This window comes from Promicromonospora aerolata, assembly GCF_042682255.1.
GTDB classification, from domain to species: domain Bacteria; phylum Actinomycetota; class Actinomycetes; order Actinomycetales; family Cellulomonadaceae; genus Promicromonospora; species Promicromonospora aerolata.
The window spans coordinates 3,471,922-3,492,030 of the sequence record NZ_JBHUHF010000001.1; the positions used below are offsets into that span (position 1 = coordinate 3,471,922).

Sequence of the window (20,109 nt, forward strand, 5' to 3'; positions counted from 1 at the left end):
TGCTCACCGTGCGCGTCGGTGGGCTGTGCACGCTCGGAAACGTCCGCCGCGCCCCGCTGTCCTATGGTCGGTCCATGGAGCCACAGGCGCGCAGCGTGACCGAGCATGTCGAGCGCGTGCTCGCCCTGGTCACGCCGCTGCGATCCGTGGAACGGACGCCTGAGGACGCGCTCGGCTCGGTGCTCGCGGAGGACCAGTACGCCGCGGCCTCCGTTCCGCCCTTCGACGGCGCGGCGATGGACGGGTACGCCGTGCGGCTGGCAGACCTGCCGCCCGACGGCAGCCCGGTAGCGCTCCAGGTGACGGGCGACGTCGCGGCAGGCGAGAGCGACCTGGCCGAGGTCGGCCCCGGACAGGCCCTGCGGATCATGACCGGCGCCCCGCTCCCGTCCGGCACCGACGCCGTGGTGCCCGTCGAGCACACCTCCACCGGCCGGTTCCTCGCGGGTGCGCCCCGGGCGGAGTCGTCGGTCACGCTCGCCCGGCGGCCCCGGCCGCACGTCCGGCGCGCGGGCGAGGACGTGCGGCAGGGCGAGCGTCTCGCGTACGCAGGAACGGAGGTGACGGCCGCGCTCGTGGGTGCCCTGACGGCGTCGGGGACGGTGCGTGTTGCGGTCCGACGCCGGCCGCTGCTCGCCGTCCTCTCCACCGGATCCGAGCTGCTACCAGCCGACGAACCGCTCGGGCCGGGGCAGATCACCGACTCCAACGGGCCGATGCTCGCGGCTGCGGCCCGGGCGGCCGGCGCCGACGTCGTCCGGCTCGGGCCGGTGCCCGACGACCTGATGGCCCTCCGCGCCGCGCTCGACGAGGCCGTGCACTCGAGAGCCGACCTGATCGTGACCGCGGGTGGCGTCTCCGCGGGCGCCGCGGACGTGGTGCGTGAGGTCCTGGCCGCGCCGGCTCCTGGCCCGGACGGCGACCGCGGGGTTACCGACGCCGACGTCGCCACCGTCGCGATCTCCCCCGGCAAGCCCCAGGCCCTGGCCCGCTGGCGTGGCGTGCCGTGGCTGGCGCTGCCGGGCAACCCGGTAGGGGCGTACGCCTCGTTCGAGCTGTTCGCACACCCCGCGATCGACCGGCTCCGCGGCGAGAAGGCTCCCGGGGGACCGCGGCCGGTGGCCCTTGCCGCCGCCGCCGGCTGGGCCGGCGCGCCCGGGCGGTTGCGCGTCGTCCCGGTCCGTCTGGTCCCGCTGCCCGACGGCGGCGCGGGGGCCGGCACCACCGCGAGCGCCGTCGGCGTCGTGCCGACGGGGTCCCATCACGCGCTGTCGGCGCTCGCCGCCGCCGACGGCCTGGCGCTCGTGCCGCCCGACGTGGAGAAGGTGTGCGCCGGCGACCCCGTCCAGGTGCTGATGCTCCGATGACGGACGTCGCCGGTGTCGCGTACGACGCGGTGGTCCTGGCCGGTGGCCGGGCCGCGCGGCTCGGCGGTGCGTCCAAGGCGGGCCTCGTCGTCGACGGCGCACGCCTGCTCGACCGGGCGCTCGAGGCCAGCGCGCGGGCGCGTGCCGTCGTGGTGGTGGGCCCGCCGGAGCTCGCGGAGTCGCTGCCGGGCCCGGCTGCCGGTGCGCCCGGTCGGGGTCTCGTGCTCACCCAGGAGGACCCCCCGTTCGGCGGTCCGGTCGCGGGTGTGGCGGCAGGGCTGCGCGCTGTCCGTGCCTCGAGCGCACCGTGGGTGCTGCTGCTGGCGGTCGACGTGCCGCACGCCGCGGAGGCCATCGGGTTCCTCGAGCGGGCCGTTTCACGTGAACCCGTCGACGGCGCCTACGTGGTCCGCGACGGCCGCCCCCAGTGGCTGGTCGGGCTGTACCGCCGTGCGGCGCTCGACCTCGTCCTGGGCGGGATCCGGGTGGACGGCGCCGCCATGCGGCGGCTGGTCGGTGGGCTGCGCTGCACGGAGGTGCCGGACCCGGCAGGCTGGAGCGACGACATCGACACCCCTGCGGATGCTGCCCGGCTCGGCGCCGCGGCGGAAGCGACCCGCTTCGACGCCACGGCAGACGGGCCTGCGCGGGGAACCGACGACGACCGGAAGGACCCGAGATGACAGATCTGGACAGCTGGGTGGAAGCCCTGGAGGCCGAGCTCGATCTTCCCCCGGGCACCATCGACGTGCCGGCGGTGCTCGACCTGGCCCGCGACGCCGCCCACGCCGTCGCCCGGCCCGCCGCACCGGTCACCACCTACGCCGTGGGTTTCGCGGCGGGCCTGGCGGCGGCCGGCGGCATCGCGGCGTCCGCGAGCAGCGGACCCGACGCGACCGAGAAGGCCAGCAGGCTCGCGGCCCGCTGGGTCACCGACTGACGGACTCGGCGCCGGTGCCCGTCCCGGCGTCTGCCGGACGGTCCGCGCGGCCGGCGACCGCCGCGCAGGCCGACCCGGTCAGGAGTACCGCCGCTGTCGTGACCAGCGCCCAGGACATGGTCGAGGACAGGTAGACCCCGCCGATCACGGCGATCGCCACGGTCTGCGCCACCAGCGGGCCGGTGGTGTTGAGCGCCGAGAGCGCGGACGCCCTGCCGGGCGGGACCAGGTCGGACAGCCCGGCGATCAGTGGGCTGTACCCGGCCGCGTGGCCGGCGCCGGCCAGCACCAGGAGCGGCGCGAGGTGCCACGGCGAGGCCCCGGTCGCGACGACGGCGACAACGGCCGCGAGCACGATCGGCCCGGCCGTCGGCAGCCGGCGGACCACACGTTCCGGCATCCGCGCCCAGGTCAGGCTCAGGCCCGCGAACCCGACCGTATACGGGAGGAACGCGAGGCCGGCCGCGAGCGCCGTCCAGCCCAGCCCGGTCTGCACGTGCAGCGTGAAGACGAACAGGAAGGCCGCGTAGCAGCCCATCACGACGGCGCACGCGAGCAGGCCGGGTCGCATGCCGCGCGGACGCAGCACGGCAAGGTCGAGCAGGGGCCGCGCCGTCCGTACCTGGTGCCGCACGAACCACGCGAGCAGCACCGTCGAGCCAGCGAGCGCGCCCACCGCCCACCCCGGCCATCCCGCCTCGCGCCCCAGCGTGAGCGATCCCGTGAACGCTCCCATACCGAGGGCGAGGACCACGACGCCCGGCACGTCGAGATCGCGCGCCCGCACCGGCCCGGCCCGGCGGACGCCGCCAGCCGACGTCAGCACCCGTCCGACCGCGACGAGCAGCACCACGCCCACGGGCACGTTCACCAGGAACACGGGTCGCCACGACAGCCCGGCCAGGTCCGCCGACACCAGGAGCCCGCCGAGCACCTGGCCCAGCGCGACCCCGAGCGCGAGCACCATGGAGTAGACGCCGACGGCGCGCCGACGGGCAGCGCCCTCGAAGTGGTGCTGGATGAGGGAGAAGACCTGAGGCACCAGCAGCGCCGCCCCGGCCCCCTGTACGACGCGCGCCGCGACCAGGACGCCGGGCGTGGGAGCCAGGCCGCAGGCCAGCGACGCCACGGTGAAGACCGCCAACCCCCATCGGAACAGCCTGCGGTGGCCGAACAGGTCGCCGAGCCGCGCCCCGGTGACGATGAGGCTCGCGAGGGCGAGCAGGTACCCCGACAGCACGAGCTGCTGCATCGCTCCCGTCGCGTCCAGGTCCCGTCGGATGGCCGGCAGGGCGACGTTGGCGATGGAAGCGTCCATCGAGGCCATGGTCTGTGCGGTGAGGAGCACCACGAGGAGCAGGGGCTTGCGCATGGTCCCAGCGTCCGGCGGCGGGTCTCTCGGGTCTTGAACATCCTTGCCCGACGGCGACGGCGACGGCGCGACCGCGCACTGCCGTGGCCGTGGCCGTCTTCGTCGTCGCGGCGGGAGTGTCGGTGGGTACGCCTACGGTGGGCTCGTGCGCCGCTCCACACCGGTCCTCACCGCACCCGAGTACTCGGTGCGGGTCGTGGAGTGCTCCGACGAGCACGCCGGGTGGTCCGCGGCCGAGCCGGCCGACACGTTCGGGCTGGTCCTGCCCCGGCGCGGACACTTCCGGCTGGCGAGCGCGGGCGTCGAGCAGTCGGTGGACGTCACGCGGGGCTACGCCCAGGTACCGGGGCGGGAGCAGCGGTTCGCACACCCGTCGGGTGGCGACGTGTGCACGTTCGTCTCGGTCGGCCCGACGCTCTGGCAGGAGATCGCCGGCGACCGGCCCGCGCCCACCGTCGTGCGGGTCGACGGTGCCACCGAGCTCGCCCACCGGCTGCTGCTCCGCACGGCGCACGATGCGGCAGACCCCGCAGAACGCCTCGTCCGGACGGTGGCCGCCGCGGCTCGCACCGCGGCGTCGGACGGCGCCCCCGCCTCGGCCCGCACACCGGCCGCCCGCACCTCCCGGGCCCGCCTGGTCGCGCGGGCGCGGGCCGCCGTCCTCGACGCCGCGCCCATGTCCGGCGACCTGGTGAGCCTGGCCCGTGCGCTGGGTGCGTCGCCGGCCCACCTCAGCCGGGTGTTCCAGGCCGAGACCGGCACCAGCCTCACGCAGTTCCGCAACCGGGTGCGCGTGAGCCGGGCCCTCGACCGGCTCGAGGCGGGGGACGCCGACCTGGCCGCGCTCGCCGGGGATCTGGGCTTCGCCGACCAGGCGCACCTCACCCGGACCGTCCGGGCAACGCTCGACACGACGCCGGGCCGGGTTCGCCGCGCGTTCGCACACGCCGCCTGACCACCCGCCGATGGAGGACCATGGCCCGGTCGGGTGGCCTCGGCATCTCTTGTCGGGCCCATCGGCTCGTTGCTAGATCCTGCGCCTGGATGACGAGCAGCGCGCACAAGCCTTCGCGGCTGCCCCCGACGCGCTACTTGCAGCACAGGACCTGCCGACACTGGTCGACGAGTGGCAGGAAGTCCCCACGTCGCTCGCCGCGATCAAACGTGCCATCGACTCCGGCTCCGAAGGTGGGAGCTTCCTCATCACCGGCAGCGTCCGTGCACGCCGGACGGAAGCAGTCTGGCCCGGGACAGGACGAGTCGTCCCGTTCCGAATGCACAGCCTCGCTCGCGGCGAGATCGAAGCCTCGGCGAACGCAGCAGACTTCCTGCGGCAACTCTTCTCCGACGACGACCCCGTTCCAGCAACCCTCCGGACGGCGCCGACCATTGTCGACTACGTCGAGTACGCGATCCAGGGCGGCTTCCCCGAAGCCCTCCACCTCACGGAACGCGCGCGGGGCGCCTGGTATCCCGGATACGTCGACCAGCTCGTACACCGGGACGTCTCAGCCCTCGCCGAGGTGCGCTCGCCCGATCGTCTCGCGGCGTTACTCCACGCCGTCGCGCTGTCATCAGGCGGCGTTCCACAAGCCAAGACCTTGACGGAGGCGGCTGGTCTCGACGGCCGGACCGCCCACACCTACCTGGACCTGCTCGACGACCTTCGCATCATCGAACGAGTCCCAGCATGGAGCTCCAACCGTCTCAAGCGACTCGTCAGAAGCCAGAAGCTCTACGTCGCCGACACCGGTCTCGCGACAAGCCTTCTCCGCGCCGACAGGAACGCGATTCTGTCGAGCGGCGATCTTCTCGGCCGAATCATCGACACGTTCGTCGCCGCACAGATTCTCCCGCTCGTGGCACTGAGCCACCCTCGGGTCGATGCCTTCCATCTCCGGGACTCGAACGGATCTCACGAGGTCGACCTTCTCCTCGAGGGCCCGGGCGGCTCGGTCGTCGGCATCGAGATCAAGGCCGCGAACGCAGTGAAACCCCCGGCAGCGCGCCATCTCGAATGGCTGAGAGACTCCCTCGGCAGCACCTTCAAGCGAGGGGTCGTCTTCCACACGGGCGACTCGACCTATCCGCTGGGAGAGCGCATCTGGGCCATGCCGATCGCCTCGATCTGGCACTGAGCGAGACCCGCACGGGCCCGTTGTCGGAGGCGCCGCCTAGGGTGTGGCGCATGGACCGGAACGCCCTTGAGTTCGCGGTGATCCCGACGGCGATCGGTGAGTGCGCGCTCGTCTGGGACGAGCACGCCGCGATCGTGGGCTCGGCACTGCCCCACGGCGGCGCCGACCAGGTCCGGAGCGCCGTGCGCGGCTGGTACCCGGGCGCCGTCGAGGCGTCACCCGCACCGGTGGCCACGGCGGTAGCGGCGCTGACCCGACTGCTCGGCGACGGCGTCGGGGACCTCGCCGAGATCTCCCTGAACATGAGCGCCGTCCCGGAGTTCGACCGCCGGGTGTACGAGGTGGTGCGCGCCATCCCGCCGGGCGAGACCCGCACGTACGGCGAGGTCGCGACCGAGCTCGGCGCGCCAGGAGCGGCCCAGGCCGTCGGACAGGCGATGGGTCGCAACCCGTTCCCGCCCATCGTGCCGTGCCACCGCGTGCTGGCCGCGGGCCGCAAGGTGGGCGGGTTCTCGGCCCGCGGCGGTCCGCGTACCAAGGTGCGCATGCTGGCGACGGAGGGTGTCCACCTGGAGCAACCCACGCTCTTCGACCTGTGAGTCGACCTGTGAGCCGCCGCACGTTGACGGCGCCCGCCACTGTGACGTCCCCAACCATGGCTGGCCATATCTCATAGATGAGTTACTGTCGTCCTCGTGACTATCGCTAGCCCCGACCGCCCACTCACCGGATCGATCCCCGTGGTGGATGCCGCACAGGTAGGCTCCCTGGTCCGCGGTGCCCGCCAGCACCGTGGTCTTACCCAGGCACAGCTCGCTGAACGGCTGAGCACGAGCCAGAGCGCCGTGCACCGAATCGAGCAGGGTGCGCAGAATCTCAGCCTTGAGATGATCGGGCGGATCAGTGCCGCCCTCGACTCCGAGCTCATCACAGCCGGAGCCGCCAGGCGAACCCACCTGCGCATCGAGGGTGGCCACCAGCTCTCGGGAACCATCGAGGTGAACTCCTCCAAGAACGGCGCCGTGGCGCTGCTGTGCGCGTCGCTCCTCAACCACGGCCGCACCGTGCTGCGCAACGTCGCGCGGATCGTCGAGGTGGACCGCATCCTCGACGTGCTGCGCTCGATCGGCGTGCGTGCCACGTGGGCGCCGAACGGCCGCGACCTGGAGATCATCCGCCCCGAGTCGCTGGACCTGGCGGCCATCGACGTCGACGCCGCCGTGCGGACCCGCTCGATCATCATGTTCTTCGGCCCGCTCCTCGGGCTCGAGCCGAACTTCCAGCTGCCCTATGCCGGTGGCTGCGATCTCGGTACGCGCACCGTCGAGCCGCACATGATCGCGCTGCGCCCGTTCGGGCTCGACGTCGTCGCCACCACCGGCCACTACCAGGCGACGGCCACGCCCGGCACGGGCGACCTGTCGATAGTGCTCACCGAGCGCGGTGACACCGTCACCGAGAACGCACTGATGGCGGCCGCCGGCCGCGACGGCGTGACCACGATCCGCAACGCGAGCCCCAACTACATGGTCCAGGACCTGTGCTTCTACCTGGAGCTCCTGGGGGTGCGGATCGAGGGCATCGGCACCACCACCCTGCGCGTGCACGGGCGCACCCGGTTCGAGTCCGACGTCGAGTACACCGTCTCCGAGGACCCTGTGGAGGCGATGAGCCTGCTGACCGCGGGGATCGTGACCGGGTCCGAGATCACCGTGTCCCGGGTGCCGATCGAGTTCATGGAGATCGAGCTCGCCACCCTCGCCGAGATGGGCCAGCAGTACACGCTCAGCCCGGAGTACGTGGCGTACAACGGCCGCACCCGCCTGGTCGACGTCACGGTCCACCCGAGCGAGCTGCGCGCTCCGATCGACAAGATCCACTCGATGCCGTTCCCGGGCCTCAACATCGACAACCTGCCGTTCTTCGCCGTCATCGCGGCGCGGGCCACCGGCAGCACGCTGATCCACGACTGGGTCTACGAGAACCGGGCGATCCACCTCACCGACCTCACCCGCCTCGGCGCGGACGTGCAGCTCATGGACGCCCACCGCCTCCAGGTCACGGGCCCCACCCGCTGGCGCGGGGCCGAGGTGAGCTGCCCGCCGGCCCTGCGCCCGGCGGTGGTGATCCTGCTCGGGATGCTGGCGTCCACGGGGACGTCGGTGCTGCGCGACGTCGACATCATCGCCCGCGGCTACGAGCAGCTGGCCGAGCGGCTGATCGAGCTCGGCGCGCGGATCGAAACCTTCCGCGACTGACGACACCGACCGGTGACCGGAGCGACCCGTGCGGTCGCTCCGGTCCCGGGGCGGCGGGTGGGAGACTGTCCAGCGTGCCCGACGTCCCCACCCACCCCCTGCTCGACGTGCTCCTCGCCGGAGGCACGCGCGCCGAGCGGCTGACGGCGTCGCGCACGTTCCCGGAGCGCACCGCCGAGCACGCGGACTGGCCACGCTGGGCGGACGCGACGGTGGTGCAGGGGTACCGGCGGCTGGGCGTCGACCGGCCCTGGACGCACCAGGCGGCAGCCGCCGACCTCGTCCACCGGGGCCGGCACACCGCCCTCGCGACGTCGACGGGTTCGGGCAAGTCCCTGGCGTTCTGGCTGCCGGCCCTGTCCGCCGTCCGGACCGCCGCGGCCGCGGCCACGCTGGACCCGGGCAACATCGAGTCGGCGCACGTCCGCCCCACGACGATCTACCTCAGCCCCACCAAGGCGCTGGCCGCCGACCAGCTGAGCGCGCTCGAGCGCATCCTCGACGCGGCGGGCACCCGTGACGTCCGCGTCGCGACCTGCGACGGCGACACCTCGCGCGAGGAGCGTTCCTGGGTGCGGGACCACGCCGACGTCGTGCTCACCAACCCCGACTTCCTGCACTACTCCCTGTTGCCGAACCATCGCCGCTGGTCCCGGCTCCTGAAAGGGCTGCGGTACGTCGTGGTCGACGAGGGGCACGCCTACCGCGGCGTCTTCGGCGCACACGTCTCCCTGGTGCTGCGGCGGCTCGCGCGCCTCGCTGCGCGGTACGGGGAGGGCTCGCCCACCTTCGTCGTCGCCTCGGCGACGACGGCGGAGCCGGCGGTCAGCGCGGCGCGGCTCATCGGCGTGCCGCCCGACGACGTCACCGCGGTCACCCAGGACGCCTCGCCCTCGGGGCGCCGCACCGTGGTGCTGTGGCAGCCGCCGGAGATCATGGGCTGGCGTCCGCCCACCGACGGCGAGCCGGACCCGTGGGCACTGCCCCCGGCCGAGCCCGACCCGGAGGCCGCACCGGTGGCGTCCGAGGACCCGCCGGAGCACCCGCGCAGGTCCGCTACCGCAGAGGTCGCCGACCTGCTGGCCGACCTCGCCGCGGCCGGCGCCCGGAGCCTCGCGTTCACCCGGTCCCGGCGCGGTGCGGAGTCCGTCGCGCAGCAGGCACGCGACCACCTGCGGCACGCCGCCCCCGACGCCGGCCGCCGGATCGCGGCGTACCGCGGCGGCTATCTCCCGGAGGAACGGCGCGAGCTGGAGCAGGCCCTCCGGACCGGCGACCTGCTCGGCCTGGCCACGACCAACGCGCTCGAGCTCGGGGTGGACATCTCCGGACTGGACGCCGTGCTCATCGCCGGGTGGCCCGGCACGCGGATGTCGCTGTGGCAGCAGGCGGGACGCGCCGGGCGAGCGGGTGCGGACGGGCTGGTCGCGTTCGTCGCACGGGAGGACCCGCTGGACACCTATCTCGTGACGCACCCCGAGGCGGTGTTCGACGCACCGCTGGAAGCCACGGTGTTCGACCCCGCGAACCCGCACGTGCTCGCGCCGCACCTCTGTGCGGCGGCCCAGGAGATACCGCTCCGGTCGGAGGATCTCGCGGCGTTCGGCGACCCCGACCACGTCCGGGGGATCCTGCAGGTGCTGGTCGCCCGGGGCGCCCTCCGGCGGCGCGCCTCCGGCTGGTACTGGACGCACCATCAGGCCGCGGCCGCACTCACCGACCTGCGCGGGGCCGGCGGAACACCGGTCCGTGTGGTGGAGCAGAGCACCGGCCGCATGCTGGGCACGGTCGACGCGGCATCGGCCGACGGCCAGGTGCACGACGGCGCCGTCTACGTGCACCAGGGCACCACCTACGTGGTGGCACACCTGGACCTGGCCGACCACACCGCCGTCGTGCAGCGGCGCCGCCTCGACTACGGCACCTGGTCCCGCTCGGTCATGTCGGTGGCCATCGAGGGCTGGGGCGAGGACGCCGAGACCGACTCCGGCGCGCAGGACGAGGACGGCCCGGGCCATGACCTGGTCACGCGCGAGTGGGGGCCGATCACCTGGGGTCTCGGCCCGGTCGAGGTGACGTCGCAGGTGGTGAGCTTCCAGCGGCGTCGGATCCCGGACATGCAGGTACTGGGGACCGAGCAGCTGGAGCTGCCCGAGCACACCCTCGGCACCGTCGCCGTCTGGTGGTCCGTGCCCGAGTTCGTGCTGCGGGCCGCCGACATCTCCCCCGATCAGGCCCCGGGCGCTCTGCACGCCGCGGAGCACGCGTCGATCGGCCTGCTACCGCTGCTCGCGACGTGCGACCGCTGGGACCTCGGCGGGGTGTCGACCGAGCTGCACCCGGACACCGGCGAGGCCACCGTGTTCGTCTACGACGCCTATCCGGGCGGCGCGGGCTTCGCTGAGCGGGCCTACGACCTGGGCGCCACGTGGCTCCGGGCCACGCGCGATGCGATAGCGGCGTGCCCCTGCGCGGACGGCTGCCCGGCGTGCGTGCAGTCGCCGAAGTGCGGTTCGTACAACGCGCCGCTCGACAAGGCGGCAGCCGTGCGACTGCTCGACGCCGTGCTCTCGCACGACCCGCAGGCCGCCACGCTCACCGACGCTCGCTGACCGCCGCGAGGCCGACACGGCGCGGAGGCGCGTCCGCTGCACGACCACTCGGGCAAGAAGTTCTTACCGGGAGGTAACGGGACAGTATTCCCCTGGCGACGTTCAGCCGATACGGTGCGGCTGACCAGGCCGCCCGTCGCGAAGGAGCACGCCCATGCGAGTCCACCACGTCCGGGCGAAGCGGATCGCCGCACTCGCCGTCTCGACACTCACCGTCTCGGCACTCACCGGGCTCACGCTGGCGGCGGGCACGCTCCCGGCCGGTGCGGCCGCGACCGTGGGCCTCCCTGCAGCCGCGAACCTCCCTGCGAGCTCGGTACCGCTCGCGGTGGACGAGTCGGCGGCTGAGGACCGTTCGGCGGCTGAGACCTCCGACACCGCCTACACGCTCGGCGACGACGGCACCACGGAGGCCGTCTACGACTACGCCGACGCGATCCGGGAGTCGGTGAACGTGATCGCGCCGGACCTCGACGGCGACGGTGACCTCGAACGGATCCGAGCCGACATCATCCGGCCGGCCGAGCTCGACGGCGTCGCCGAGGTGCCCGTCGTGATGGACGCCAGCCCGTACTACGCCTGCTGTGGTCGCGGCAACGAGAGCGAGCTCAAGCAGTACGACGAGTCGGGCAGCCCCACGCTCTTCCCGCTGTTCTACGACAACTACTTCGTCCCCCGCGGGTACGCGTACGTGGCGGTCGACATGGCGGGAACCGGGTGGTCGACGGGTTGCACCGACCACGGGGGACGCTCCGACGTCCTGTCGGTGAAGGCGGTGGTGGACTGGCTCAACGGCAACGCGAGCGCCGTCGACCCGGATACCGGTGAGCCGGTGGTCGCGGACTGGTCGACCGGCAGGACGGGCATGATCGGCAAGTCCTACGACGGGACCCTCGCCAACGGCGTGGCCGCTACCGGGGCCGAGGGACTGGAGACGATCGTGCCGATCGGCGCGATCAGCTCCTGGTACGACTACGACCGTGCCCAGGGACTGCCGTTCTCGACCAACTACCCGCGCTTCCTGATGAGCTACGTGGCCCGGGACCGGCACGTCCCCACGGACTGCGCGGCGGTCACCGAAGCGATGAACGCAGCAGCCGACGACGCGTCCGGCGCGCACAACGCCTTCTGGGACGAGCGCGACTACCGCTCCGGCTCGGTCTTCGGCACGTCGCAGGTGACGGCCAGCGTGTTCATCGTGCACGGCGCGCAGGACACCAACGTGGACACACCGAACTTCTCCCGCTGGTGGACGGCGCTGGGCGAGCAGGGCGTGGAGCGCAAGCTCTGGCTCACGCGGCTCGGGCACGTCGACCCGTTCGACTCGGATCGTGCCGAGTGGGTGGGCACGCTGCACCGCTGGTTCGACCATGAGCTGCTCGGTGTGGACAACGGGATCACGGACGAGCCCGCCGTGCGCGTCGAGGTGGCGCCGAACGAGGTGGTCACCTCGGACACCTGGCCGGTCATCGACCGCACCGCACGCCTGCGGCCGGGCGGTGACGGCAGCCTCGCGCTCGGCGCGCGGGGCCGGGCGGCCGACGTCGGCTGGGTGAACGACCCCCGGCAGAACTTCAATGCCGCCCTGGCCGCGGACGCCAACCCGAACCGGCTGCTGTTCCGCACCGGAACGCTGACGTCGGACCTGCGCCTGTCGGGTGCGGCGTCGGTGACGACCACCGTCACGCACGGGGCGCCGACCGGGCAGATCACCGTGGGGCTCGTCGACTACGGCGTGCTGGACCGGGTGCTCGGCGCGGGCAACGGGGCCGTCACGCTCGGCACCGAGTCGTGCTACGGCGAGTCGGCCGGGATCGACGACGGCTGCTACCGCGACGTCGTCCGGAACATCGGGTCCACCGAGCTGCAGGTCCTGGGGCGCGGCTGGGCACGGCTCGACGGTGCCGGGACGCACACCCTGACCGTCGAGATGCAGACCAACGACGTGGTGGTGCCGGCAGGCCACCAGCTGGGGCTCGTGATCATGGGCACGGACCGGGGCGCCACCGTGACCGTGGACCGGGATGCGACGCAGTACTCGATCGATCTCGGCGGCACCACACTGAACCTCCCGGTCGCCGGGCCGATGGCCGGCTTCGCGCCGGGCCGCAGCCTGGTTCCCGCCGCGGACGAGGTGAGCCCGGAGTCCCTGCTCCCGAAGCAGTCGGTGATCGTCCCGCGCTGACGCACCGCGGTTGTGGGTGCGATCGCACCCACAACCGCGGGCTACTCGCCCAGCCGCTTGAACGGGCTCGTCGAGAACACCACCTCGACGGCGACGCCGAAGTACTCCGCGATGCGCAGCGCGAGGTGCAACGACGGGCTGTACTCGCCACGCTCGAGATACCCCACGGTCTGGTAGTGCACCCCGAGCGCCTCGGCGAGCTCGCGCCGCGACACACCGCGCTCCGCACGCAGCATCGCTATGCGGTTGTGGACGACGTCCGACTGCTCAGCCACCAACTCAGTACCCCTGGCTCATGTAGCGCTCCCGTGCCGCCGCCACCGTGGAACCGGACTCTCGCCTGGCCATCCTGCGGAGCACGATCGGCGCGAGCACCATACCCAGTACCGCCCAGGCACCGAGGACCGCGAACATCTCGAGCGTGCGCCACGACTCGCCGATCTCCACCGCGGCCATGGCGTCGGGAAGCATCGCGGACCGGGCACCCAGCCCGAGCCAGTAGTACGGGAACACCTGCCCCACCCACTGCAGCCACTCGGGCAGCGCGGTGATCGGGTAGAAGATCCCCGACGGCACGATGAGCAGCATCGACCCCAGGAACAGCAGGCCGGTCTGCGAGGCCCGCTTCAGCAGGGAGCCGAGCGCGACACTGATCGGCACGGTGGCGACCATGCCCACCAGGAAGATCAGGATGAGCAGGAAGAACGTGCGGGCGTCCAGGCGCAGGTCTCCCGCCACCGCGAAGGCCGGGATGACGAGCGCGACCAGGCTGACCGCCGTGGTGAGCCCGAACATCAGGATCTTGCCGACGAGGTAGCCGATCATCCCGTTGGGGGTCGCCTTCGCCCGCAGCAGGGTGCCGTCCTCCCGGTCGACCGCGATGGTGCCGGCCGGGCCCGTCATCCCGCCGAAGCCGATGGACATGCCGACGAGGCTCGGGAGCACCATGGCGCCCAGCGCGATGTCCGTGCCCGGAACGGTGCTGCCCCGCATGAACAGCAGGACCACCAGGTAGATGACGGGGAACGCCAGGTTCCAGACGAGGTCGCCGGGCTCGGTCAGCGAGTACTTGGTCTCGAGCCAGCCGCGCGACAGACCGGCCCGTGCGGCCACCCAGCGCGCTTCGGACCGCGTGTTCGTGGTCATGACTGCACCTCCCCGGTCCGTCCGGACCCGTTGGTCGCCGCCTGACTCTCGGCCGGCCTCGTCTCGGACGGGTTCGTCTCGGCCTGGCTCGTCTCGGCCTGGCTCGTCTCGGCCTGGCTCGTCTCAGCCCTGTGGACGAGTGACATGTACGTGTCCTCGAGGCTGGCCCGCTTCACCTCGAGGTCGGTGACCTCGGTGTCGTGGGCCAGCAGCTCACGGACGAAGCCGGTGGGGTCGCCCTCGGTCACGGCGTGGACGTGCCGATGCCCGTCGACCGTCCAGCGGACCTCGGCCTGGGTGGTCAGCTCACGGGCGAGCCGCTCCGCGGACCCGTTGGCCACGATCGCACCCTTGTCGAGCACGAGGATCCGGTCGGCGAGCTTCTCCGCCTCGTCGAGGTCGTGCGTGGTGAGCAGGATCGTCGTGTTCTCGAAGTCGGCCAGACGATGCACCAGGTCGTGGAACTCCCGGCGGGCATGCGGGTCGAACCCCGCCGTCGGCTCGTCGAGGAAGACGAGCTCCGGACGCCCGACGATCCCGATCGCCACGTCGAGGCGCCGGCGCTGGCCGCCGGACAGGGTCTGGACCTTCGCGCGCGCGTGCTCCGCGAGGCCCACCACCTTGATCAGCTCGTCCACGTCCCACGGCCGGGTGACCTCGGCCGTCGAGTAGGGGCCGTAGAACCGCGCGAGATATCCGAGCAGGTCCCGCACCCGCCACCGGCCATGGTCGCGCCACGACTGGAGCACGACGCCCAGCCGTGCTCGCCACGCCTCGTCCCCGTGCGCCGGGTCCTGGCCGAGCACCGCGACCTCGCCCGCCGACCGCATGCGAAAGCCTTCGAGGATCTCGATGGTGGTCGTCTTGCCCGCACCGTTCGGGCCGAGCAGGGCAAGGACCTCGCCCCGGTCCGCCGTGAACGACACCCCGGTGAGTACGTCCTTCGTCCCGTACCGCATCCGCAGGTCTCGCACATCGAGCGCCACGTTGCTCGTCGGCGGAGGCGCCTTCTGCGCGCTCATCGCATCCTCCGTACTTTTCATAGCAGGAATACTACGAGTCGTACGAAGGGCATGTCACCTGATTTCTCGCCGCGATGCAGCCGACGCGCCCGGCGAGCCCTCCGCCCGCACGAGGCCCCGCACGCGCGGACGCCCGCGCCGTTCCGAGCACACCCGCGGGGCCACTCGCGTCACGCGTCGCCACGACCCGGACCACACCACCGGCGAGCACCTCGCACGAGGCAGTGACAGCCCCGTTGCGCACTACGGCCGCACCCGCCGTCCGGCACGGATCGAACCCGTCCCGCAGCGCGGTGGCACCGGCGAGCGCCCCGAGATCCGCCGCGGCCTGGGCCGCCCCGCGGGCGTTCTGGGCAGCGCCGAGTGCCGCGATCCCGACGGCGAGCAGCAGGACGGCGGCCACGACCCCGAGGATCAGAACCGTGCCCGCTCCACGCTCGGCATCCCGCGGTTCGGTGCTCACGGCTCGACCCAGGCCGCTGCCGTGCCCGTGGCCCGCAGCGGCCCCGACAACCAACCGCCCGCAACGGGTCGGGTGACGGTCACCCGCACCCAGCGGCCCTCGTGCACGAGCTGCAGTTCCGCCTCCGGTCCACCGACGCGCGCCACGGCCGCGTTCACCCCGCCTTCCTGCTCTCCGATCGCGACCGCCCGTGCCCCCGCGCGGGCCGCGTCCATGGCGCGCATCTGCGCCGTGGACGCGGCCGCGAGGGTGAGCACGGCAACGAGCACGAGGACCACGACCGGCAGCCCGATGGCCAGCTCCGCCGTGACCGTGCCCCGCTCCGACTCACGCTCCGTCATGGGTCAGCCGATCGAGAGCGCCGACTGAACCAGCGACGTGAGCATCGCCTTCACGTCGCCGCCCTTCAGGATGGCCAGGAGTGCGCCGGCGAACCCCGCGGCAGCGAGCGTCGCGATCGCGTACTCGGCGGTCGCCAGCCCTCTCTCCGACTCGCGCTCGTCGACCTCTGCCTGCGAGGGGTCCTCCGGTTCGGGGCAAGCCAGTGCCGTCGTCATCGTCATGTCTCCTCCTTCTTCGCCCGTCGCCGGGCGTCACGGCCCGCGACCGGGCCCTGGTACGGCCCGCCGCAGCGGGCCCCGTCCGCCGGATGGCGGACGGCGTCGGCGCAGATCAGCGCCGAAGTTCTCCGTTCTGCCCCCCGCCGGCTCAGCCGGCGAGCAGGTCGATCCCGAGCGCCAGCAGCACGGGAACCAGACCGACGAGCACGAACGCGGGCAGGTAGCAGGCACCGAGCGGAAGCACGAGCCGTACCCCGAGCCGAGCGGCCGCGGTCCTGGCCGCACCCCTGCGCTCGTGCCGCACCTCGTCACCGGCGGCCCGCAGCGCCTCGCCCGGTGGGGCACCGTCCAGCCAGGCACCACGCAGCGCCCGGACGAGCGGGTGCAGCGCCACCGGGGCGTCGGCCCACGCCCGTTCCCAGGTAGCCCCGAGCACGAGCGCATGGGCAGCCCGGGTCAGTACCCCGCCATCGGGACCGCCAACCGCCACACCGGTGGCCTCGAGCGCTCGCGGCACGCCAGACCCGGATCGAACGGCCGCCGCCACGAGCTCCAGCACGACCTGGATGTCCACGCCGGGCGTGTCATCACCGCGGGCAGCGGCCACCAGCCGGTCCGACCAGATCCGGCCGGCCACGAGCAGCACCAGGCCGAGGCTCACCGCCACAGTGCCGATACCGCCGTCCGTCGCCGTGGCCACCGGGTCGGCGCCGAGCCCCCACCCGAGGAATCCGCCGGCGATCGGCAGCCACATGAGCAGCCGTCCGGTCGTCCGCGGGCCGGCGAGTGCCGCGTCCCGCTCCGCCCGTGACTCGGCCTCCGCGACGAGGGTGCCGGCGACCTGCTCCAGGACCCGCCCGAGCGGTGCGCCGACGTCGAGCGCGAGCCGGGTCGCCGCGACCACTGCCTCCGCGTGCCGGGCCCCGAGCACCCTGGCGAGCCCGTCGACGTCCGGCACACCGGTGAGATCGGCACCGACGCCCGCCGCACGAGACCAGGCCGGTCCGGGCGGCGACCCTGCCTTGAGCAGGGCGACGACCTGCAGCACGACCACCCGGACGTCACCGCCGGGGGCCCGCTCGGCACGGAGCCGGTGACGCTGCCGCACCACGGACGCGCCGTCGGAAGCGCCGTCGGGCGCCGGTTCGGCACCGGCGTGAACCGGGGGTGCCGTGCCGGTCCTCTGGTTCGAGACGTCGAGCACCTCACGCACGCGACGCCCACCGCGGGCCAGAACCAGCCAGGCACAGATCGCGACGAGCAGGCCCACACCGAGCGACTCCGCGGCCCTCACCACGGCCCGTACCTGCCCACCAGCTCGTCCCAGCCGTTCGGCTCGATCTCGCAGCCGCCTCGGCCGTCCCACCGCGCGACGGTCCGCACCTGGAGCTCCCCGCCCGGCGCCCGCCCCACCAGACCGATCTCCGCCAGGTACCGGGCACCGTGCGAGCGCCGGAGGTGCAGCACCACGTCGAGGGCACCGGCGGCCTGGGCCGCCACCGCCTCGCGCGTCATACCGGCCAGGCCCGCGAGCGCCTCCAGCCGAGCCGGCACCACGGCGACGGCATTGGCGTGCAGTGTCGCGAACCCGCCGTCGTGCCCGGTGTTCATCGCCATGAGGACCTCCCGCACCTCGGCGCCCCGGCACTCGCCGAGCACGATCCGGTCGGGCCGCATGCGTAACGCGTTCCGCACGAGGTCCGCGAGGTCGACCGCGCCGGCGCCCTCGACGTTGGCGCGCCGAGCGGCGAGGTGCACCGCGTGCGGGTGCGCGGGCCGGAGCTCGCGCGCCTCTTCGACGGTCACCACGCGCTCGTTGGCGGGCACCAGTGAGAGCAGTGCCGCGAGCAGCGTCGTCTTTACCACCTGTCGGATCTGACAGCACTACCCGGCTCACCCACCGTGCAGCCCGCAGGTCAGACGCACCGTGGATGGGTGCCGCTCCGATCAGACCCGTGGACGACACGCCCAGCGATCGACCATCCCTTACATTGATGCTTATAATATGAGCACTCATACCAAAGGAGCTGGTCGTGGCGTCGCAGGACACTGTTCGCGAGTTGGTCGAGCCCGAGATCCAGGCCCTTGGAGGCCTGCTCCACACAGGTATGAGCACAGCGCTTGAGCAGGCCGAGAAGGTGCTCGGCCATCTCGACCACTCGAAGTTTCCGCATTTGCGGCCCATCCATGCGCGTGCGGAGTTCCGGGAGCAGCTGGACGCATCGCAGTTGCCGAACGGCTGGCTTGTCACGGGCAATCCGCGGGCGATGGGCCAGACGGGACTCGTGCACGAGAGCTCAGGCATCCGGATGCGTTTCCTCAAGGAACGCCGGCGGAACTATCCGGGTGGCGTGCCTGTAGCCGGGAGCACCCGTGCACGCCGTGACTACTGGCAGAGCGAACCGCTGTTCGACCTGCCGACCAAGGGCCCCGCGCCGGCCGGAAGCCAGGAGGTCCAGCTCCTTCTCCTCTGGGACTACACGAACGCCGCAGTTCGTGACGAGTTCACCCTCCGGGTCGTGCACACGCTTGCCCCCGGCGACTACGGGCTCGCGGTACCGGTCGACCTGGTCTTCGAAGTGCTTCCCGGTGGGGGCTTCACTACACACCTGAAGTTCACCGGCGACCCCCAGGACGAGGATCTCTTCCATGTCGACATCGACGAGCAGAGCAACCGGCTTGACGGCTGATCTGCTGCTCCATGCCCACGGACCTCGGCTGACCGCCCTGCGCCACCTTCATGACCTGACTCAGACTGACCTCGCCGGACAACTCGGAGTCACGCAGTCGTTCCTCTCACAGGTCGAGAGTGGCGCGCGCCCCGCACCCGAAACTCTCGTCGTCGACGCGAGTGCGATGTTCAACCTGCCGCTGTCGTTCTTCAGCGTGGAACCTGACGAGAGCAGGACCGGAACCGTCACGTTCCGGAAGAACTCGAGGGCCACGGCGCGCGACGAGAACCGCGTGGTCGAGTTCTATAACGAGGCGTCACGACTGTTTCGTCACGCCTCGATCGCCTCGGGCTATCACACGGCGCGCCTCCCCGATCCCGAGGACTACGACCACGACACCGAGCGGGTAGCGCGTGCCTTTCGACAGGCAGTTGGCCTGGACGACGTCGCGCCGCTCCTGAACGCGACGCGTGCACTGGAGCGGCTGGGAGTCGGTGTTGTCGACAACCTCGACCATCTCTCCGACGAGGTCCGTGGGCACACGGCGTGCTCTCGACCGTCACCCTTGAACGATCGCCCACTAGTCGCACTCGCCGCCGCCGTCCCGGGTGGAGTCAAGCGGCTCACCCTGCTGCACGAGGTCGGCCATCTGATCTTCGATCGGGGGCTCATGAACCCGATAAAGAGCACCCGTAGCCCCGAGGAGCGCAGGGCCTACAAGTTCGCCGGCGCGTGCCTGCTGCCGCCCGAAGTGGTTCGTTCGCGGATCTCAGAAGGCCTGACCCTTCACGGCTATCTCGCGATCAAGGCCGAGTACGGGATCACCGTCGGGGCGGCCGTCATGCGCGCCCGAGACCTGGGCGTGATCAGCGAACAGCGTGCGCGAAGTCTTCAGATTCAAATCTCGTCGCAAGGCTGGCGAACAAGCGAACCGATTCCGGTAGCCGACGAAACACCGCTACTTCTCGGACAAGCTCTTGATCGGGCGTTCGGCAAGCAAGCGGCCGCCAAGGCGTCCTACGACGTCGGTACAAAACCAGAGTGGATCAACACCTGGGCACGTACAGCCAACGTGAAGGCAGGAGAACACAAGACCGCAGAGGTCCTCGACCTCGCGAGCGCCCGTAGGAACTCACGACGGCGATAGGAGTGCCCCTGCGAGAACTACCAACGCGCGCGCTCTATGGATTTGTCCGCCGTTCCCGGTGTGTGGCGAGTGCGGCTCGACGCGCCAAGTGGACGAGTAACGTTCCAAGACATCGCGCCCGTTGACCGAAGCCAGATCGAGGAAGCCGCCGCTGATGCCGGATACGAGCTGCGAGCGTGTCTCTAGCCTCGATCATTCACTTGGTGGGTAGCCCGGCCTGAGCGGTT

At 72.2% G+C, this 20,109-nt stretch carries 20 protein-coding genes; 11 read left to right on the forward strand and 9 right to left on the reverse strand.

Annotation, left to right across the window (positions count from 1 at the left end):
- The first annotated feature begins 74 nt into the window (after positions 1-74).
- The 3 genes from ACFSL2_RS15455 to ACFSL2_RS15465 are packed head-to-tail and all read left to right on the forward strand — an operon-like array spanning position 75 to position 2,307.
- A complete protein-coding gene (locus tag ACFSL2_RS15455; protein WP_377198715.1) occupies positions 75-1,367 on the forward strand; it encodes a molybdopterin molybdotransferase MoeA in 1,293 nt (430 codons plus the stop codon).
- Positions 1,364-2,050, forward strand: coding sequence for a molybdenum cofactor guanylyltransferase (mobA, locus tag ACFSL2_RS15460; RefSeq protein WP_377198716.1), 687 nt, complete (start codon positions 1,364-1,366; stop codon positions 2,048-2,050). The genes ACFSL2_RS15455 and mobA overlap by 4 nt, the downstream gene beginning before the upstream one ends.
- Positions 2,047-2,307 (forward strand): DUF6457 domain-containing protein, encoded by a 261-nt coding sequence (locus ACFSL2_RS15465; RefSeq protein ID WP_377198717.1) that lies wholly within the window; start codon positions 2,047-2,049, stop codon positions 2,305-2,307. Before mobA ends, ACFSL2_RS15465 begins: the two co-directional genes overlap by 4 nt.
- Here ACFSL2_RS15465 and ACFSL2_RS15470 read toward each other — a convergent pair.
- Positions 2,297-3,679, reverse strand: coding sequence for an MFS transporter (locus ACFSL2_RS15470; protein WP_377198718.1), 1,383 nt, complete (start codon positions 3,677-3,679; stop codon positions 2,297-2,299). The two genes, ACFSL2_RS15465 and ACFSL2_RS15470, sit on opposite strands and share 11 nt — an antisense overlap.
- A gap of 145 nt (positions 3,680-3,824) precedes the next feature.
- Here ACFSL2_RS15470 and ACFSL2_RS15475 point away from each other — a divergent pair, with 145 nt between their 5' ends.
- From ACFSL2_RS15475 to ACFSL2_RS15500, 6 genes are all read left to right on the forward strand, one after another.
- On the forward strand, positions 3,825-4,634 hold the full coding sequence (locus ACFSL2_RS15475; protein WP_377198719.1) for a helix-turn-helix domain-containing protein: 810 nt from the start codon (positions 3,825-3,827) through the stop codon (positions 4,632-4,634).
- Positions 4,635-4,953: 319 nt separating this feature from the next.
- Positions 4,954-5,817 carry an ATP-binding protein gene (locus ACFSL2_RS15480; protein ID WP_377198720.1) on the forward strand — a complete coding sequence of 288 codons (864 nt, stop codon included), beginning with the start codon at positions 4,954-4,956 and terminating at the stop codon, positions 5,815-5,817.
- Positions 5,818-5,867: 50 nt separating this feature from the next.
- A complete protein-coding gene (locus ACFSL2_RS15485) occupies positions 5,868-6,416 on the forward strand; it encodes a methylated-DNA--[protein]-cysteine S-methyltransferase (protein WP_377198721.1) in 549 nt (182 codons plus the stop codon).
- Positions 6,417-6,512: 96 nt separating this feature from the next.
- Complete coding sequence (locus ACFSL2_RS15490; RefSeq protein ID WP_377198722.1) at positions 6,513-8,075, forward strand: UDP-N-acetylglucosamine 1-carboxyvinyltransferase; 1,563 nt, start codon at positions 6,513-6,515, stop codon at positions 8,073-8,075.
- A 74-nt stretch (positions 8,076-8,149) separates the two neighbouring features.
- Positions 8,150-10,687, forward strand: coding sequence for a DEAD/DEAH box helicase (locus tag ACFSL2_RS15495; RefSeq protein WP_377198723.1), 2,538 nt, complete (start codon positions 8,150-8,152; stop codon positions 10,685-10,687).
- 154 nt (positions 10,688-10,841) lie between these two features.
- Complete coding sequence (locus tag ACFSL2_RS15500) at positions 10,842-12,872, forward strand: CocE/NonD family hydrolase (RefSeq protein WP_377198724.1); 2,031 nt, start codon at positions 10,842-10,844, stop codon at positions 12,870-12,872.
- Between the two features lie 41 nt (positions 12,873-12,913).
- Here ACFSL2_RS15500 and ACFSL2_RS15505 read toward each other — a convergent pair whose 3' ends face one another.
- The 8 genes from ACFSL2_RS15505 to ACFSL2_RS15540 form a co-directional block, all read right to left on the reverse strand.
- Entirely contained in the window at positions 12,914-13,147 is a 234-nt protein-coding gene (locus tag ACFSL2_RS15505; protein WP_377198725.1) for a helix-turn-helix transcriptional regulator, read from the reverse strand.
- 4 nt (positions 13,148-13,151) lie between these two features.
- Positions 13,152-14,018: an ABC transporter permease gene (locus ACFSL2_RS15510; RefSeq protein ID WP_377198726.1), complete on the reverse strand. Its 867-nt coding sequence runs from the start codon at positions 14,016-14,018 to the stop codon at positions 13,152-13,154.
- Complete coding sequence (locus ACFSL2_RS15515; RefSeq protein ID WP_377198727.1) at positions 14,015-15,040, reverse strand: ABC transporter ATP-binding protein; 1,026 nt, start codon at positions 15,038-15,040, stop codon at positions 14,015-14,017. Before ACFSL2_RS15515 ends, ACFSL2_RS15510 begins: the two co-directional genes overlap by 4 nt.
- Positions 15,041-15,071: 31 nt before the next feature.
- Positions 15,072-15,503: an Rv3654c family TadE-like protein gene (locus tag ACFSL2_RS15520; protein ID WP_377198728.1), complete on the reverse strand. Its 432-nt coding sequence runs from the start codon at positions 15,501-15,503 to the stop codon at positions 15,072-15,074.
- Positions 15,500-15,844 (reverse strand): TadE family type IV pilus minor pilin, encoded by a 345-nt coding sequence (locus tag ACFSL2_RS15525; protein ID WP_377198729.1) that lies wholly within the window; start codon positions 15,842-15,844, stop codon positions 15,500-15,502. The genes ACFSL2_RS15520 and ACFSL2_RS15525 overlap by 4 nt, the downstream gene beginning before the upstream one ends.
- Positions 15,845-15,847: 3 nt before the next feature.
- Positions 15,848-16,066: a DUF4244 domain-containing protein gene (locus ACFSL2_RS15530; RefSeq protein ID WP_377198730.1), complete on the reverse strand. Its 219-nt coding sequence runs from the start codon at positions 16,064-16,066 to the stop codon at positions 15,848-15,850.
- A gap of 145 nt (positions 16,067-16,211) precedes the next feature.
- Positions 16,212-17,360 (reverse strand): type II secretion system F family protein, encoded by a 1,149-nt coding sequence (locus ACFSL2_RS15535; protein ID WP_377198731.1) that lies wholly within the window; start codon positions 17,358-17,360, stop codon positions 16,212-16,214.
- Entirely contained in the window at positions 17,354-17,929 is a 576-nt protein-coding gene (locus ACFSL2_RS15540) for an ATPase, T2SS/T4P/T4SS family (protein ID WP_377198732.1), read from the reverse strand. Before ACFSL2_RS15540 ends, ACFSL2_RS15535 begins: the two co-directional genes overlap by 7 nt.
- Positions 17,930-18,096: 167 nt before the next feature.
- On the opposite strand from ACFSL2_RS15540, the gene ACFSL2_RS15545 reads away from it, so the two are divergent.
- Both ACFSL2_RS15545 and ACFSL2_RS15550 read left to right on the forward strand, forming a co-directional pair.
- A complete protein-coding gene (locus ACFSL2_RS15545; protein WP_253877672.1) occupies positions 18,097-18,753 on the forward strand; it encodes a hypothetical protein in 657 nt (218 codons plus the stop codon).
- Positions 18,713-19,882 carry a helix-turn-helix domain-containing protein gene (locus ACFSL2_RS15550; RefSeq protein ID WP_253877670.1) on the forward strand — a complete coding sequence of 390 codons (1,170 nt, stop codon included), beginning with the start codon at positions 18,713-18,715 and terminating at the stop codon, positions 19,880-19,882. The genes ACFSL2_RS15545 and ACFSL2_RS15550 overlap by 41 nt, the downstream gene beginning before the upstream one ends.
- The last annotated feature ends 227 nt before the right edge of the window (positions 19,883-20,109 follow it).